Raw genomic sequence first — 13905 nt, 5'->3', positions numbered from 1 at the left:
CTGGAACGCGTCGAAAAGTGCGCCGAAACCGCATGGCGGTCACGGCGTCAAGCCGCTTCAACCGCGGGCGAACATCTCCTATAACGGCCCCTACAGCCATCTTGTGCAGCGCACGCGTGACGGGTCCGTCCTCGCGATCTTGCGCAGCCAACATCAGGAGCGTGCTCACGTGTCCCATCCCGACAGCTACCGTTCGTCCAAAACCCTGTCGGCCGGCTCGAAGAGCTATCGCTACTACAGCATCCCGGACGCGGAAAAAAACGGGCTTGAGGGCGTCGCGCGCCTGCCGTTCTCCATGAAGGTGCTGCTCGAGAACCTGCTGCGCTTCGAAGACGGCCGCACGGTCAAGAAGGAAGACATCGCGGCCGTCAAGGATTGGCTCGAGAACCGCGGCAAGGGCGAGTACGAGATCGCCTACCGCCCGTCGCGCGTCCTGATGCAGGACTTCACCGGCGTTCCGGCCGTCGTCGACCTCGCGGCGATGCGCGACGCGATGGTGGCGCTCGGCGGCTCGCCCTCGAAGATCAACCCGCTGGTCCCGGTCGACCTCGTCATCGACCATTCGGTGATCGTGAACTTCTTCGGCAACGACGCCGCCTTCGGCAAGAACGTCGAGGAGGAGTATCGCCAGAACCAGGAGCGCTACCGCTTCCTGAAATGGGGCCAGTCGGCCTTCGAAAACTTCCGCGTCGTGCCGCCCGGCACCGGCATCTGCCACCAGGTGAACCTCGAATATCTCGCCCAGACGGTCTGGACGCGCGAGCTCGGCGGCGAGACCGTCGCTTACCCGGACACCTGCGTCGGCACCGACAGCCACACCACGATGGTGAACGGCCTCGGCGTGCTCGGCTGGGGCGTCGGCGGCATCGAGGCCGAAGCCGCGATGCTCGGCCAGCCGGTGTCGATGCTCATCCCCGAGGTGATCGGCTTCAGGCTCACGGGCGAGCTCAAGGAGGGTATCACCGCCACCGACCTCGTGCTCACCGTCACGCAGATGCTTCGCAAGAAGGGCGTGGTGGGCAAGTTCGTCGAGTTCTTCGGCGACGGGCTCGACCATCTCTCGCTCGCCGACCGCGCCACCATCGCCAACATGGCCCCGGAATACGGCGCGACCTGCGGCTTCTTCCCCGTGGACGCCGAGACGATCGCGTATCTCGACGAAACCGGCCGCGACCCCGACCGCATCGCGCTCGTCGAGGCCTATTCGAAGGCGCAAGGCATGTGGCGCGACGCCTCGACGCCCGATCCGGTGTTCACCGACGTGCTCGAGCTCGACATCTCCTCGGTCGAGCCCTCGCTCGCCGGCCCCAAGCGCCCGCAGGACCGCGTGCTGCTGCGTGAGACCAAGCAGGGCTTCCTCGCCGCGCTCGAGGGCGAGTTCAAGAAGCCGGGCGAGGCCGCCAAGCGCGTGCCGGTCGCAGGCGCCGACTACGACCTCGGCCATGGCGACGTGACGATCGCGGCCATCACCTCCTGCACCAACACCTCGAACCCGAGCGTGCTGATCGCCGCGGGCCTGCTCGCCCGCAACGCGGTCGCCAAGGGCCTGAAGTCCAAGCCCTGGGTGAAGACCTCGCTCGCGCCGGGCAGCCAGGTGGTCGAGGGCTATCTCGCCAAGGCCGACCTCCAGAAGGACCTCGACGCGCTCGGCTTCAATCTCGTCGGCTTCGGCTGCACCACCTGCATCGGCAATTCCGGCCCGCTGCCCGAGGCGATCTCCGAGGCGATCAACGCCGCCGACCTGATCGCCGGCGCCGTCATCTCCGGCAACCGCAACTTCGAGGGCCGCGTCAATCCGGACGTGAAGGCCAACTACCTCGCCTCACCGCCGCTCGTCGTCGCTTACGCGCTCGCGGGCTCGCTGCAGATCGACCTCACGACCGAGCCGCTGGGCGAAGGCTCGGACGGCCAGCCGGTCTACCTCAAGGACATCTGGCCCTCGACCGCCGACGTCCAGGCGACGATCCGCGAGAGCGTCACCAAGGCGATGTTCCAGGAGAAGTACGCCGACGTGTTCAAGGGCGACGACAACTGGCGCAAGATCGACGCCCCGAAGGGCGAGACCTACGCCTGGGTCGACACCTCGACCTACGTTCAGAACCCGCCCTATTTCGAGGGCATGGAGCGCGAGCCCGAGGCGATCACCGACATCGACGACGCGCGCGTCCTCGGCCTGTTCCTCGACTCGATCACCACCGACCACATCTCGCCGGCGGGCTCGATCAAGCAGGCGTCTCCGGCCGGCGAATATCTGCGCGACCATCAGGTCCGCCCGCAGGACTTCAACCAGTACGGCACGCGGCGCGGCAACCATCAGGTCATGATGCGCGGCACCTTCGCCAACATTCGCATCAAGAACCAGATGCTGGAGGGCGTCGAAGGCGGCGTCACCAAGCATTTCCCCGACGGGGAGCAGATGCCGATCTACGACGCCGCCATGAAGTACAAGGCGGAAGGGACGCCGCTCGTGGTGTTCGCCGGCAAGGAATACGGGACCGGCTCGTCGCGCGACTGGGCCGCGAAGGGCACCAACCTTCTGGGCGTGCGCGCCGTGATCGCGCAGTCGTTCGAGCGCATCCACCGCTCGAACCTCGTGGGCATGGGCGTCGTGCCGCTCACCTTCCAGGAGGGCCAGTCGTGGCAGACGCTCGGCCTCAAGGGCGACGAGACGGTCACGATCAAGGGCCTGGCCGAAGGGCTGAAGCCGCGCGTCACGCTGAACGCCGAGATCACCTCGGCGAACGGCGAGACGCAGGTCGTGCCGCTGCTCTGCCGGATCGATACGCTGGACGAGCTCGACTACTTCAAGAACGGCGGCATCCTGCACTACGTGCTGCGGAGCCTTGCGGCGTAAGACGATCGCTCGACATTCCGGACGGCGGCCCCAGGCCGCCGTCCGGGATCGTCAGGACCGGGCGTGGCTCCCTGGGTCCGCAGGGCGTTTTCCCGATCACGAGTCGGCGCCTCGCCGTGCTGTGAGTGGAATGACGGCCCCGGCGACGCCATAAAACTGTGACGTCTCCGCCCCGATTCACCCGCCGAGGAGCAGCCGGACCCATGCGCGCAGCAAGCCTCGTTTTCGCCTTCGGATGTTTTCTGGCCGCGCCCGTCGCGGCTCAGGAGACGCCGCGCGGCGTCGGGGCTGCGGGCGCCGGCTCTCCGACCAGCGTCGTCGAGCTGTTCACCAGCCAGGGCTGCTCGTCCTGTCCGCCCGCCGACCGCCTGGCGGCCGATCTCGCGGAGAAGGGCGACGCGCTCGTCCTCACGCTCGCGGTCGACTACTGGGACTATCTCGGCTGGAAGGACACGCTGGCGAGCCCGGCGAACTCCGCGCGCCAGCGCGCCTACGCCATGTCGCGCGGCGACCGTAAGGTCTTCACCCCGCAGGTCGTGGTCAACGGTCGCGAAAGCGTGGTGGGCGGCGACCATCGCGCCGTCGAGGCCGCGATCTCGCGCGCGCAGGGCAAGAGCGATCTCGCCCTGCCTGTCGAACTCGAGGTCGAGGACGGCCGCATCGAGGTCGCGGTGTCGGGTCCACGCCGCGCGCTCGCCGAAGGCCATGGCGAGGTCTGGGCCTTCGCGCTCCGCCGCGCCCAGGAGGTCGAGATCGGCCGCGGCGAGAACGCCGGCCGCAAGGTCGTCTACGCCAACGTCGTGCGCCACATGACCCGTCTCGGCGTCTGGGACGGCGGCCCCGCGCGCTTCGAGATCGCGGCCGACGAGGTTCTGGGCGACGACGCCCAGTCGGACGGCGTCGCGGTGCTGGTCCAGGCCGGCAACGGCGGCAAGCCGGGCGCGATCCTCGGCGCGGCGAAGGCCGTCGCGGCCCAGCCGCAGCCCGCCGCCACCACCACGTCGCGGCTGCTCGGCGACCCCTACTGAGTTTTTTCGCATGCGCATCGTCTGCATCGGCCTCGCTTTCGCGGCGCTCGCCGCGCCCATGGCGGCCAAGGCCGCCGAGCATCCGGCCTACGGGCTCGAGCTCGAGGGCTTCGACTATCCCCATGAGGTGAAGCGCTTCGAGTTCGTCTCGCAGGGGCGGACGATGTCGATGGCCTATATGGACGTCGCGCCCAGGGCCTCGGGAGACGCGACCCCGAACGGGCGCACGGTCGCGCTGCTCCACGGCAAGAATTTCTGCGCCGCGACCTTCGAGCGGCAGATTCGCGTGCTGTCGGAGGCGGGCTTCCGCGTGGTCGCGATCGACCAGATCGGCTTCTGCAAGTCGACGAAGCCCGACGGCTACCAGTTCTCGTTCCAGCAGCTCGCCCAGAACACCCATGCGCTGCTGGCCTCGCTCGGCGTCGACAAGGCGGTGGTGCTCGGCCACTCGATGGGCGGCATGCTGGCGGCCCGCTACGCGCTGATGTTCCCGGCCGCGACCGAACGGCTCGTGATGGTGAACCCGCTCGGCCTCGAGGACTGGAAGGCGAAGGGCGTGCCCTACGCCACCATCGACAAGCTCAACGAAACCGAGCTGAAGACCACGTTCGAGAGCGTGAAGGCCTACCAGCTCAAGTTCTATTACGACGGCCAGTGGAAGCCCGAATACGACCGCTGGGTCGAGATGAACGCCGGCATGTACAAGGGCGCAGGCGCGAGGCAGGTGGCGTGGATCGGCGCGTTGACCCACGAGATGATCTACACGCAGCCTGTGGTCTACGAATTCCCGGAGCTCAAGGTTCCGACCACGCTGATGATCGGCCAGACCGATCGCACCGCCCCGGGCGCGAACCGCGCGCCCAAGGAGGTCGCCGCGACCCTCGGCGACTACGCCGCGCTCGGCAAGGCGGCCGCCAAGGCGATCCCTGGCGCGACGCTGGTCGAGTTTCCAGGCCGGGGCCACTCGCCCCATGTCGAGGCGCCGGAGGAGTTCGACGCCGCCCTTCTCAAGGCGCTCTCGGCCTCGCCCGCCAAGACTGCGCCCTGACGCCGCGGACGCCTTGCGAAGCGCCCCCGCGAGGAGGATCATGACGGCTCGATGAGGGAGGCGCGATGAGCGATTCCGAGCCTATACGACTGATCCCCCGCGCCGCCGCAAGCGCGCAGGACTCTCCTCCGCTGCAGTCTTCCGCGGCCGTCTCGCAGGTCTCGTTCGACCGCCGCGAGCTCCAGGATCTCCTGACCCTCTACGGACGGATGGTCGCGGCCGGCGAGTGGCGCGACTACGCCATCGACTTCCTGCGCGACCAGGCGGTGTTTTCAGTGTTCCGCCGCACGAGCGAAGCCCCGCTCTACCGGATCGAGAAGACGCCGCGGCTCGCGCGCCGCCAGGGCGCCTATGCGGTGGTGGCGGCCGGCGGCCTCATCCTGAAGCGCGGCCCCGACCTCGCCCGCGTTCTCGCGGTGCTCGAGAAGAAGACGCTGAGGCTGGTGACGGCGTGACCCTGTCGTCACGGACGTGACGAGACGTCCGAAAGGCGCCGCCGTCCGGAACGTCGTGGACGCGGGCGACGGGGCCCGACCGCCCGGGAAGCTGACGGCTCTCGTCCCGGATCACGTCCGGGACACGGAGTTCACCGCGCCCGCGGCGCCGCGGCCCGGCATTCCTGATTGATCTTGTCGAGCGCAGCCGAAAGGCCCGAGAGCGAATAGCTCTGGGTCGACTTGCGGCCGCGGGAGGGCGTCGCCTCGACGCTCATGTCGCGCCGGCCGCCGCGCATCGCCTCGACGAGCGCCGCCTGGTCCTCGTTGTTGCCCATGAAGGCGCCGTCGCCGCGGGTGAACAGCTTGAAGGTCGCGCCGTCGACCGTGAGCTCGACCTCGCTGCCGGCCTTCAGCTGGAAGCCCGGCATCACGCTCACCTCGTTGTTCACCCCGTCCTGCGGGCGGTTCGAGATGAAGAAATAGGCCCCCTCGGGCGCCTGCGCGGAACGGCGGCGCGACTTCTGGGGCGTGGCGAGCGCGTAGCAGACTTTTCCGCCCTTCACCGGCGCCGCGTAGGCGTTCCAGTCCTTGAACTCGCCGATCTGCGTCGGCTGCACGCCGGCCGGCGCCTGGGCGCTCGAAGGGGAAACCCACAGCCCGGCGATGACCGCTCCGGCGGCGGCGGCGAAGAGGAGCGGTGCGCGGTCGATCATGGAACAGCTTTCGTCTCTTAACGGCGCCGCGGGACGGCGGGCGCATTCAAACGACGCTTCGCGCCCGGCGCCAAGCCCCACAACGGCGGCGCAGCCCGGGTTTCGGGACCTTGGTCCTATCAAATCATGGTAAATGTTTAGAAAACGGCCATGCGACGCAAGAGCCGTAGGCGAGGGCCGGCAAGCGTGCTTAACTCGCCGCGAAACGCCGGATCGGCCCCGCCGAACGAGGGCCGTCCCGCATCGCCAGGGAAGGGCCGAGCCGATCGTGACGACGCCCAAGGCCGAGACCGACGCCCAGCGCGAGGAGCGCCCCGCCGCCGTCATGGCGGCGCTCGTGGCGCGCGTCGCTTCGCGGCGCGACCGGGAGGCCTTCGAGCAGCTGTTCGATCATTACGCGCCGCGCTTGTGCGCCTATCTGGCGCGGCTCGGCTGCGAGCCGGCCCTCGCCGAGGAGATCACGCAGGACGCCATGGTGGCGCTCTGGCGCAAGGCCGACCAGTTCGACCCCGCCAAGGCTTCGGTCGGCGCCTGGCTCTACCGCATCGCCCGCAACCGGCGCATCGATCTCCTGCGCCGCGCCCACGGCGGGTCGGTCGAGCTCGAGGAGACGGCGATGCCCGTCGACGACGCGCCGACGCCCGACGAGGCGCTGGCGGCGCATCAGCGCGAAACGCTCGTCGCCCGCGCCATGCGGGGCCTGCCCGCCGAACAGCTTCGCCTCGTGCGCCTCGCCTTCTTCGAAGAGCGCTCCCACAGCGAGATCGCGGACGCCACGGGCCTTCCGCTCGGCACGGTGAAATCCCGCATCCGGCTCGCCTTCGGGCGGCTGCGCCGCAGCCTCGAGGCGGACGGCCTCGCGGACGCCAACTGAGAGCCCAGATCCCTTGAAAGCCGTTCTCTGCGTCGAACTCGGCGGGCCCGAGGCGCTGAAGCTCGTCGATCTCGACGATCCCGTTCCGGCCGACGACGAGGTCGTGGTCGACGTCGCCTATGCGGCGCTCAACTTCTTCGACACGCTCATCATCGCGGGCCGCTACCAGACCAAGCCCGACCTGCCGTTCTCGCCCGGCGGCGAGATGGCGGGCGTCGTCTCCGCGGTCGGCGCGCGCGTCGAGGGCCTCGCCGAGGGCGACCGGGTGGCGGGCTATCTCGGCTACGGCGCGGCGCGCGGCAAGGTCGCGGTCAAGGCCGAACAGCTGACGCTCGTGCCCGAGGAGCTTCCGCTCGACAAGGCCGCCGGCCTCATCATCACCTATGGCACGACGCTGCACGCGCTCGCCGACCGCGGCGCGCTGAAAGCCGGCGAGACGCTCGCCGTGCTCGGCGCGAGCGGCGGCGTCGGGATCGCGGCGGTCGAGATCGGCAAGCTGCTCGGCGCCCGCGTCATCGCCTGCGCCTCCTCGGCCGATAAGCTCGCCTTCGCCAAGGAGCGCGGGGCCGACGAGCTCATCGACTACACGACGGAGGACCTCAAGAGCCGGCTAAAGGAGCTGACGGACGGCTGCGGCGTCGACGTCGTCTACGATCCGGTCGGGGGCGAGGCCACGGAGGCGAGCGTGCGCGCGCTCGCCTGGCGCGGCCGGCATCTCGTCATCGGCTTCGCGGCCGGCGACATCCCGAAGCTTCCGCTCAATCTGCCGATGCTGAAGGGCGCGGACGTGCGCGGCGTGTTCTGGAGCGCCCATGCCGAGCGCGAGCCCGCGGCGCATCGCGCCGAACTCGCCCGCATCTTCGACTGGGCGGCCGACGGCGAGATCTCCGCCCCTGTCGACTCGGTGCTGCCGCTTGCGGAGACCGCCGAGGCGATCGCCCGAATCAAGCGTCGCGAGGCGAAGGGGAAGATCCTGGTGCGGCCGTAGGGCGGCTCCGCTCGACCTCGCCGCCGCCGTCACGCCAGCGCCTTCCTGAACCACGCGGCGGCGAACTCGGCGAAGATCCTCACCCGCGGATTGGCCCGCAGGTCCGGGTGGAACAGCACCCAGAGCTCCGACCTCAATGCGGCGATCGGCTCGCCGACGCGCTCCAGCCTGTCGTCGGCCATGTAGTCCGGCAGCAAGGCGCGGCCCCAGCCCTGCGCGGCTGCGGCGGCGGCGGCCGAGAGGCTGTTGACCCGCAGGCCCACCTCGTCCTCCGAGGCGTGTTCGGCGAGCCAGCGCGCGGCCGGCGCCGCCGCGACGTCGCCGTGATAGCCGATCCACCGGTCCGGCGCCGCGCCGCCCTTCGCCCGATAGGCCGCGTAATCGAACGAGCCGGCGCGACGGCCCATCAGGGTCTCGGGCGGGCTCGTGGTCGGACGAATCGCGACGTCGGCCTCTCGTCGGGCGAGATCGAGCATCGGCGCGCCGACGTCGAGCGCGATCCGCGCCTGCGGATGCCGTTCGCCGAACGCCTTCAGGCAGGCGCAGACGCGCGGCGCCAGCGTGTCGGCCGTCGTCACCGTCAGCGGTCCGACCAGCCGGTCGTCGAGCGCGGCGACGCGGCGTTCGACCTCGGCCAGCCGATCCTCGATCGCCGCCGCGACGTCGAGGAAGGGCTCGGCGCGCGCGGTCGGCACGAGCCGCTCGCCGCGCCGCTCGAACAGCGGCCCGCCGATGCGCGCTTCGAGATCGCGCAGCCGCCGGTAGAGCGTCGCGAGATGCCCGCCGCCGGCGGCCTGCGCCCGGCGCATGCTCGTCGCCCGGGCGATCGACGCGACGAGCCGGACGTCGTCATGGGAGATCGACGTATTCGCGCTCATGCGAACTCTCTTCGCATCTGACGGCAATGACGTCTCATGGACGCAAATTACGTTGGCGGCTCCCATCACGGCAAGCGGAGCCCGCCGATGATCCGTATCCTTCATGTCGAAGCCTCGCCCCGGCGCGAGGCGTCGCGATCGAGCGAGGCCGCGGCCGCCTTCCTCGCAGAGGTCGCGACGTCGGCCGCCGACGCCGAGATCGACCGTCTCGGCCTGTGGGACGAGCCCCTGCCCGAACTCGACGGCGACGCGCTCGCGGCGAAATACGCCCGCCTCGCCGGGACGCCGCTGACCCCCGCCCAGCAGGCCGCGTGGGACGGCGTCGCAGGGCTCGTCGAGCGGCTCGACGCAGCGGACGCGGTGCTGATCTCGACGCCGATGTGGAACCTCAGCCTCCCCTACCGGCTGAAGCACTGGATCGACCTCGTCACCCAGCCGGGGCTGAGCTTCAGCTTCGATCCCGCCTCGGGCTACGCGCCGCTGCTGCGGCCCCGCCCGACCGTCGCGATCCTCGCCAGCGCCGGCGACTTCTCGAGCGGGCGGAGCTTCGGCCGCGCCGATTTCGCGAGCGACTATCTGCGCGCGGCGCTTGGCTTCATCGGGCTCACCGGCGCCGTCGTCGCGCCCGTGCAGCCGACCGCCGGGCCGCCGGATCACGTCGCGGCCGGAGTCGCGGCCGCGCGCGACCGGCTCGCAGCGCTGGCGCGGACCTTCTCCGGAGCGGGCCGATGAGCGCGGCGTGGGGCTGGGCCCTTCTCGTCGCCTCGGGACTGACGGACGTCGCCTGGGCGTTCGCGACCAAGCGCTCCAACGGCTTCACCGAGCCGCTCTGGAGCGTCGTCTCGCTCGTCTTGCTCGCGGCCTTCATCGCGATGCTGGCGAAAGCGCTGCAGGTTCTCCCGCGCGGCCCGGCCTATGCGGTCTGGACCGGCGTCGGCGCGGTCGGCGCGCTCGCCGTCGGCGTCGCCTTCCTCGGCGAGGCGCTCGATCCGGTCCGCATCTGCTTTGCGGGCGTCATCGTGATCGGCATCGCTGGCCTGAAGCTCGCGGGCTGAACCGCGGTCACCGCTTCAGGTCGGTGGGATCGCCGAGATCGCGGTTCAGCGCGACGGCCTCGGCGACGAGACGGGCGACGAGCTCGGGCGAGACCCCGTCGCCCTCGAGAAACGTTCGCGTGGCGAGCTCGTACTTGCCGCTCGGCTTCAGGGCGGGATCGACGCCGGTCAGCCGCTTTCCGCGCCAGAAGCCGAACAGCACCCTCGCTTCTTCGGCGCGGATCAGCAGGACGGGGCCGTTCGAGACATAGACGAGGTGGCCCCACTTGATCCGCTCTTCGAGCCGCCCCGCGGCGAGCACGCTCGCGCGCAACGCGCTAACGAGCTCCCGCCGCCAGCCGTCGAGCGCGGCCAGATAGGCGTCCGGGGTTTCGGCGGCGGGCGTCTTGCGCATGCGCGCGACGATAGCCGGCGCCGGCGCCGCTCGCGAGGCGCGGACTTTCCGCGCGAAAACCTGCTACTGACCGGCGATGCGCGTCCTCGCCGTCGACACCGCTCTTTCGGCCTGCTCGGTCGCCGTCGTCGAGACGGCGGAGGCGGACGCGCTCGCGCATGTCTCCTCCATCGCGATGGCGCGCGGCCACGCCGAGGCGCTGATGCCGGAGGTCGCGCGCGTGCTCGAGGCGGCCGGCGGCCTCGAAGGGATCGAGCGCGTCGCGGTCACGGTCGGCCCGGGCAGCTTCACGGGACTCCGGGTCGGGCTCGCCTGCGCGCGCGCCATCGGGCTCGGGGCGAAGATCCCCGTGGTCGGGGTCACGACGCTCTCTGCGCTCGCCGCGCCCTGGCTCGCGCTCGGCGACGGCGCCACCCCGGTCGCGGTCGCGATCGACGCCCGGCACGAGCGCGTCTTCTTCCAGGCTTTCTCCGCGGACGGTCGCCCGCTCGTCACCGCGCGGCTGATCGAGGCCCGCGACGCCGCCCGCGCGCTCGGCGACGGCGCCGCGATCCTCGTCGGCTCCGGCGCGGCGCTCGTGGCGGCCCATGCGCCGCCGTCTGCGCGAATGGTCGCGGGCGACGCGCCGGACCCGCTCTGGGTCGCGCGGCTCGGCGCGGCGTGCGATGCTCCGACATCCGCGCCGAAGCCGCTCTACCTCAAGGCGGCCGACGCGCATCCGCAGACGCAGGGGCGAATCGCCCGACGCTGAGCGGGTAAGGCAGGGGCGGGACCACGAAGGCGCGGGGGCGCGATGCTGTGGCTTTGGTTCTGGGACGCGTATTTCGCGCGGCCCGAATCCTGGGCGGTGGAGATCGCCGACGCCGGCGACGCGGACGAGCTCGCGCACATCCATGCGGGCGCCTTCGCGCGCGGCTGGAGCATCGACGAGATGGAGCAGCTCTTGCGCGACCGGTCCGTGGTCGCCTGCGCGCTGAGGCGCGAGGGGCGCCGGCAGGTGCTCGGTTTCGCGCTCTCGCGGGTCGCCGAAGACGAGGCCGAGGTGCTCTCGATCGCGGTCGCGGCCGAGCGTCGCGGCGCGGGCGGCGGCAAGGCGCTGCTCGGCCGCCATCTCGGGCGGCTCGCGGGCCAGGGCGTGCGCCGCGTCGTGCTCGAGGTCGACGAGGACAACGAGCCCGCGCTCGCGCTCTATCGCGCCTTCGGCTTCGAACAGGTCGGCCGCCGCAAGGCCTATTACGCCCGCGCCGACGGCAAGCGCGGCTCGGCCCGCGTCATGGCGCTCGAAATGGCGTGATGGCCGCTTGGCCTCCGACCGGTTTACGCCGGCTCCGCGCGATCCTATAAGCTCCCGATCCGGGACGACGAGCGACCCAGGAACTGGAATTCGACGGGACGGCGCCCGCAATTGTCCACGCATTCTTCAGACCAGATCGAAGCGATCTGCGCCCAGAAGGGCATGCGGATGACCGAGCAGCGCCGCGTCATCGCGCGCGTGGTCGCCGACGCCGACGATCATCCCGACGTCGAGGAGCTCTATCGCCGCGCCTCGGCGGTCGATCCGCGCATCTCGATCTCGACCGTCTACCGCACGGTGAAGCTGTTCGAGGACGCCGGCATCATCGCGCGGCTCGACTTCCGTGACGGCCGCTCGCGCTACGAGCCGCAGCCCGACGAGCATCACGACCATCTGATCGACCTACGCTCGGGCAAGATCATCGAGTTCCGCGACGAGGAGATCGAGGCGCTGCAAGCCGCCATCGCCGAGCGGCTCGGCTATCGGCTCGTCGACCACCGGCTCGAGCTCTACGCCGTGCCGATCGACGACAAGGACTGACCGCGACATGGTCCGCCGCCCCTTGCGCGCGATCGCCTCGGCGCTGGTCCTCGTGCCGACCGTCATCGTGCTCGCCCCGATCCAGCTCGCGCTGATGCGGATGAACTCGCCGCACGCCCAGACGCTGCCGATGAAGTTCCATCGCTTCGCCATGGCGGTGGTGGGCGTGCGCGTGAAGGTGATCGGCGAACCCTCGTCGGAACGCCCGCTGCTGATCGCCTCGAACCACGCCTCCTGGCTCGACATTCCGGTTCTCGGCTCGGTCTGCCGCATGTCGTTCGTGGCGAAGTCCGAGATCGCCGGCTGGCCGGTGTTCGGGCAGCTCGCGCGGCTTCAGCGCACCATCTTCGTCGACCGCGCCCGCCGCACCGCGACCGCGCAGGTCAATGACGAGATGGCCGCGCGCATGATCGCGGGCTCGCCCGTCGTGCTGTTCGCCGAAGGCACCTCCAGCGACGGAAACCGGGTGCTGGCCTTCCGCACCTCGCTGCTCGGCGCCGCGCGGGCGGCGATCGCGGCCTCGGGCGGCGCCAGCATCGCGGTCCAGCCGGTCTCGGTCGCCTACACCCATCGCAACGGCCTGCCGCTCGGGCGACTCGGTCGCCCCTTCGTCGCCTGGTACGGCGAGATGACCTTCGCGCATCACCTCTGGTCGATCCTGCGCGACGGCGCGATCGACGCCACCGTGACGTTCGGCGAGACCATGCGGGCCGACGCCGGCACCGACCGCAAGCGCCTCGCCGCAGTCGCCGAGCGCGAGGTGCGCCGCCTCACCACCAACGCCCTGCTCGGCCGCAAAGCCGAGGACGTCGCCCGGGCGAAGGCGATCGAGGCGGGCGAGCCGGTCCAGCAAAGCGAGCACGCGTGAGTATTTCGGAGAGCGCCGCCGCCTTCTCCCCTCCCCCTTGCGGGGAGGGGTCGGGGGTGGGGGTGGCTCAGACCGAAGCGCAAAGGGCGACGTCGCTCTACGCCGACGCTTTCTGCGCCATCCTGAACCACCCCCACCCCCACCCTCCCCGCAAGGGGGAGGGGAGCGGCGACGTCGCGCCACCCGGGGTTCGCCTCTGATGTGGTCCGCCGCCGTCCTCGCCGCGCGCCAGACCTTCTCGCCGCCGTTCCGCGCGGTGCTGTTCAAGTCGCTCGCGATCACCCTCCTGCTGCTCGTCGTCGGCTGGTTCGGCCTGCAGGCGCTCGCCGACCGGCTGCTGGTCCTCCAGAACCCGACGCTCAACCAGATCGCCCACATCGTCGCGGGCCTCGGCACGGCGTTCGGGATGCTGTTTCTGGTGACGCCGATCACCGCGGCGGTCGCGGGCCTCTTCCTCGACGACGTCGCCGAGATCGTCGAGCGCACGCACTATCCCGACGACCCGCCCGGAACGCCGGTGCCGCTCGTCCGCGGCCTGCTGCTGTCGGCGCGCTTCTTCCTGCTGGTGCTGGGACTAAACCTCCTGCTGCTGGTCCTGATCTTCATCCCCGGCGTCAATCTCTTCGCCTGGCTCGTGGTGAACGGCTACCTGCTCAGCCGAGAGTATTTCTCGCTCGCGGCGATGCGGTTTCGCGAGGCGGAGGACGCGACCGCGATGCGCCGGCGCAACCGCCTCAAGGTGTTTGCGGGCGGCGTGCTGACGGCGGCGCTCGCCGTGCTGCCCTTCGCCAACCTGCTGACGCCGCTCTTCGCCACGGCGTTCTTCGTCCACCTGCACAAGCGCGTGGCGGCCGACGAGGCCCGAAAGCTCAGGCGCGCGCCTGGGCCCGAACGCCGCATCGAGCCGTAACGCCCCTTAAACCCGCCGCATTCA

Annotated in this window: 16 protein-coding genes; 13 read left to right on the top strand and 3 right to left on the bottom strand. The window is 70.6% G+C overall.

The genetic code is table 11. The features are described 5' to 3' along the window. Window positions 1–169 precede the first annotated feature (169 nt). The 4 genes from acnA (at window position 170) to ACFOWB_RS24675 (ending at window position 5385) form a co-directional block, all read left to right on the top strand. On the top strand, window positions 170–2854 hold the full coding sequence (gene acnA, locus ACFOWB_RS24690; protein WP_378149973.1) for an aconitate hydratase AcnA: 2685 nt from the start codon (window positions 170–172) through the stop codon (window positions 2852–2854). 203 nt (window positions 2855–3057) lie between these two features. Next, window positions 3058–3882, top strand: a complete 825-nt coding sequence (locus ACFOWB_RS24685; RefSeq protein ID WP_378149970.1) for a DUF1223 domain-containing protein — start codon at window positions 3058–3060, stop codon at window positions 3880–3882. A gap of 10 nt (window positions 3883–3892) precedes the next feature. After that, window positions 3893–4930 (top strand): alpha/beta fold hydrolase, encoded by a 1038-nt coding sequence (locus tag ACFOWB_RS24680; protein ID WP_261405252.1) that lies wholly within the window; start codon window positions 3893–3895, stop codon window positions 4928–4930. A gap of 65 nt (window positions 4931–4995) precedes the next feature. After that, window positions 4996–5385: a DUF2794 domain-containing protein gene (locus ACFOWB_RS24675; RefSeq protein ID WP_261405253.1), complete on the top strand. Its 390-nt coding sequence runs from the start codon at window positions 4996–4998 to the stop codon at window positions 5383–5385. Window positions 5386–5516: 131 nt separating this feature from the next. Here ACFOWB_RS24675 and ACFOWB_RS24670 read toward each other — a convergent pair whose 3' ends face one another. Continuing rightward, window positions 5517–6080 (bottom strand): invasion associated locus B family protein, encoded by a 564-nt coding sequence (locus tag ACFOWB_RS24670; RefSeq protein WP_261405254.1) that lies wholly within the window; start codon window positions 6078–6080, stop codon window positions 5517–5519. A 325-nt stretch (window positions 6081–6405) separates the two neighbouring features. On the opposite strand from ACFOWB_RS24670, the gene ACFOWB_RS24665 reads away from it, so the two are divergent. Next, window positions 6406–6954, top strand: a complete 549-nt coding sequence (locus ACFOWB_RS24665) for a sigma-70 family RNA polymerase sigma factor (RefSeq protein ID WP_261405716.1) — start codon at window positions 6406–6408, stop codon at window positions 6952–6954. Window positions 6955–6967: 13 nt separating this feature from the next. Continuing rightward, window positions 6968–7942, top strand: a complete 975-nt coding sequence (locus ACFOWB_RS24660) for an NADPH:quinone oxidoreductase family protein (RefSeq protein ID WP_378149967.1) — start codon at window positions 6968–6970, stop codon at window positions 7940–7942. 29 nt (window positions 7943–7971) lie between these two features. Here ACFOWB_RS24660 and ACFOWB_RS24655 read toward each other — a convergent pair whose 3' ends face one another. Further along, window positions 7972–8820: a LysR family transcriptional regulator gene (locus ACFOWB_RS24655; RefSeq protein ID WP_261405256.1), complete on the bottom strand. Its 849-nt coding sequence runs from the start codon at window positions 8818–8820 to the stop codon at window positions 7972–7974. 87 nt (window positions 8821–8907) lie between these two features. Between ACFOWB_RS24655 and ACFOWB_RS24650 the strand changes: the two genes are divergently transcribed. Together ACFOWB_RS24650 and ACFOWB_RS24645 are read left to right on the top strand one after the other, a co-directional pair. After that, window positions 8908–9552: an FMN-dependent NADH-azoreductase gene (locus ACFOWB_RS24650; protein WP_261405257.1), complete on the top strand. Its 645-nt coding sequence runs from the start codon at window positions 8908–8910 to the stop codon at window positions 9550–9552. Further along, window positions 9549–9875, top strand: a complete 327-nt coding sequence (locus tag ACFOWB_RS24645) for a DMT family transporter (RefSeq protein ID WP_261405258.1) — start codon at window positions 9549–9551, stop codon at window positions 9873–9875. The genes ACFOWB_RS24650 and ACFOWB_RS24645 overlap by 4 nt, the downstream gene beginning before the upstream one ends. Before the next feature lie 7 nt (window positions 9876–9882). Here the strand turns inward: ACFOWB_RS24645 and ACFOWB_RS24640 are convergent, their stop codons facing one another. Then, window positions 9883–10269: a DUF1801 domain-containing protein gene (locus tag ACFOWB_RS24640; protein WP_261405259.1), complete on the bottom strand. Its 387-nt coding sequence runs from the start codon at window positions 10267–10269 to the stop codon at window positions 9883–9885. A gap of 76 nt (window positions 10270–10345) precedes the next feature. On the opposite strand from ACFOWB_RS24640, the gene tsaB reads away from it, so the two are divergent. The 5 genes from tsaB to ACFOWB_RS24615 all read left to right on the top strand — a co-directional run bounded on the left by tsaB (window position 10346) and on the right by ACFOWB_RS24615 (window position 13881). After that, entirely contained in the window at window positions 10346–11020 is a 675-nt protein-coding gene (tsaB, locus tag ACFOWB_RS24635; protein WP_261405260.1) for a tRNA (adenosine(37)-N6)-threonylcarbamoyltransferase complex dimerization subunit type 1 TsaB, read from the top strand. Window positions 11021–11062: 42 nt separating this feature from the next. Then, window positions 11063–11563 carry a GNAT family N-acetyltransferase gene (locus ACFOWB_RS24630; RefSeq protein ID WP_378149963.1) on the top strand — a complete coding sequence of 167 codons (501 nt, stop codon included), beginning with the start codon at window positions 11063–11065 and terminating at the stop codon, window positions 11561–11563. 162 nt (window positions 11564–11725) lie between these two features. Beyond that, complete coding sequence (locus tag ACFOWB_RS24625; RefSeq protein ID WP_261405717.1) at window positions 11726–12103, top strand: Fur family transcriptional regulator; 378 nt, start codon at window positions 11726–11728, stop codon at window positions 12101–12103. 7 nt (window positions 12104–12110) lie between these two features. Continuing rightward, window positions 12111–12971 (top strand): lysophospholipid acyltransferase family protein, encoded by an 861-nt coding sequence (locus ACFOWB_RS24620; RefSeq protein WP_378149961.1) that lies wholly within the window; start codon window positions 12111–12113, stop codon window positions 12969–12971. Between the two features lie 199 nt (window positions 12972–13170). After that, window positions 13171–13881: a sulfate transporter family protein gene (locus ACFOWB_RS24615; RefSeq protein ID WP_378149959.1), complete on the top strand. Its 711-nt coding sequence runs from the start codon at window positions 13171–13173 to the stop codon at window positions 13879–13881. Window positions 13882–13905: the final 24 nt, after the last annotated feature.

Origin of the sequence: Chenggangzhangella methanolivorans, from assembly GCF_042648545.1 — a bacterium.
In the GTDB taxonomy this organism is placed as follows: domain Bacteria; phylum Pseudomonadota; class Alphaproteobacteria; order Rhizobiales; family Methylopilaceae; genus Methylopila; species Methylopila methanolivorans.
The sequence above is the reverse complement of the archived record's forward strand: the minus strand, read 5'-3'. Positions and strand labels throughout refer to the sequence as shown.

Coding starts and splice junctions, on each gene's coding strand:
- ACFOWB_RS24625 (WP_261405717.1), top strand. CDS start 11,726: ATGCGGATGACCGAGCAGCGCCGCGTCATCGCGCGCGTGGTCGCCGAC.
- ACFOWB_RS24680 (WP_261405252.1), top strand. CDS start 3,893: ATGCGCATCGTCTGCATCGGCCTCGCTTTCGCGGCGCTCGCCGCGCCC.
- ACFOWB_RS24670 (WP_261405254.1), bottom strand. CDS start 6,080: ATGATCGACCGCGCACCGCTCCTCTTCGCCGCCGCCGCCGGAGCGGTC.
- ACFOWB_RS24675 (WP_261405253.1), top strand. CDS start 4,996: ATGAGCGATTCCGAGCCTATACGACTGATCCCCCGCGCCGCCGCAAGC.
- ACFOWB_RS24685 (WP_378149970.1), top strand. CDS start 3,058: ATGCGCGCAGCAAGCCTCGTTTTCGCCTTCGGATGTTTTCTGGCCGCG.
- ACFOWB_RS24620 (WP_378149961.1), top strand. CDS start 12,111: ATGGTCCGCCGCCCCTTGCGCGCGATCGCCTCGGCGCTGGTCCTCGTG.
- ACFOWB_RS24655 (WP_261405256.1), bottom strand. CDS start 8,820: ATGAGCGCGAATACGTCGATCTCCCATGACGACGTCCGGCTCGTCGCG.
- ACFOWB_RS24650 (WP_261405257.1), top strand. CDS start 8,908: ATGATCCGTATCCTTCATGTCGAAGCCTCGCCCCGGCGCGAGGCGTCG.
- ACFOWB_RS24630 (WP_378149963.1), top strand. CDS start 11,063: ATGCTGTGGCTTTGGTTCTGGGACGCGTATTTCGCGCGGCCCGAATCC.
- ACFOWB_RS24640 (WP_261405259.1), bottom strand. CDS start 10,269: ATGCGCAAGACGCCCGCCGCCGAAACCCCGGACGCCTATCTGGCCGCG.
- ACFOWB_RS24665 (WP_261405716.1), top strand. CDS start 6,406: ATGGCGGCGCTCGTGGCGCGCGTCGCTTCGCGGCGCGACCGGGAGGCC.
- tsaB (WP_261405260.1), top strand. CDS start 10,346: ATGCGCGTCCTCGCCGTCGACACCGCTCTTTCGGCCTGCTCGGTCGCC.
- ACFOWB_RS24645 (WP_261405258.1), top strand. CDS start 9,549: ATGAGCGCGGCGTGGGGCTGGGCCCTTCTCGTCGCCTCGGGACTGACG.
- ACFOWB_RS24615 (WP_378149959.1), top strand. CDS start 13,171: ATGTGGTCCGCCGCCGTCCTCGCCGCGCGCCAGACCTTCTCGCCGCCG.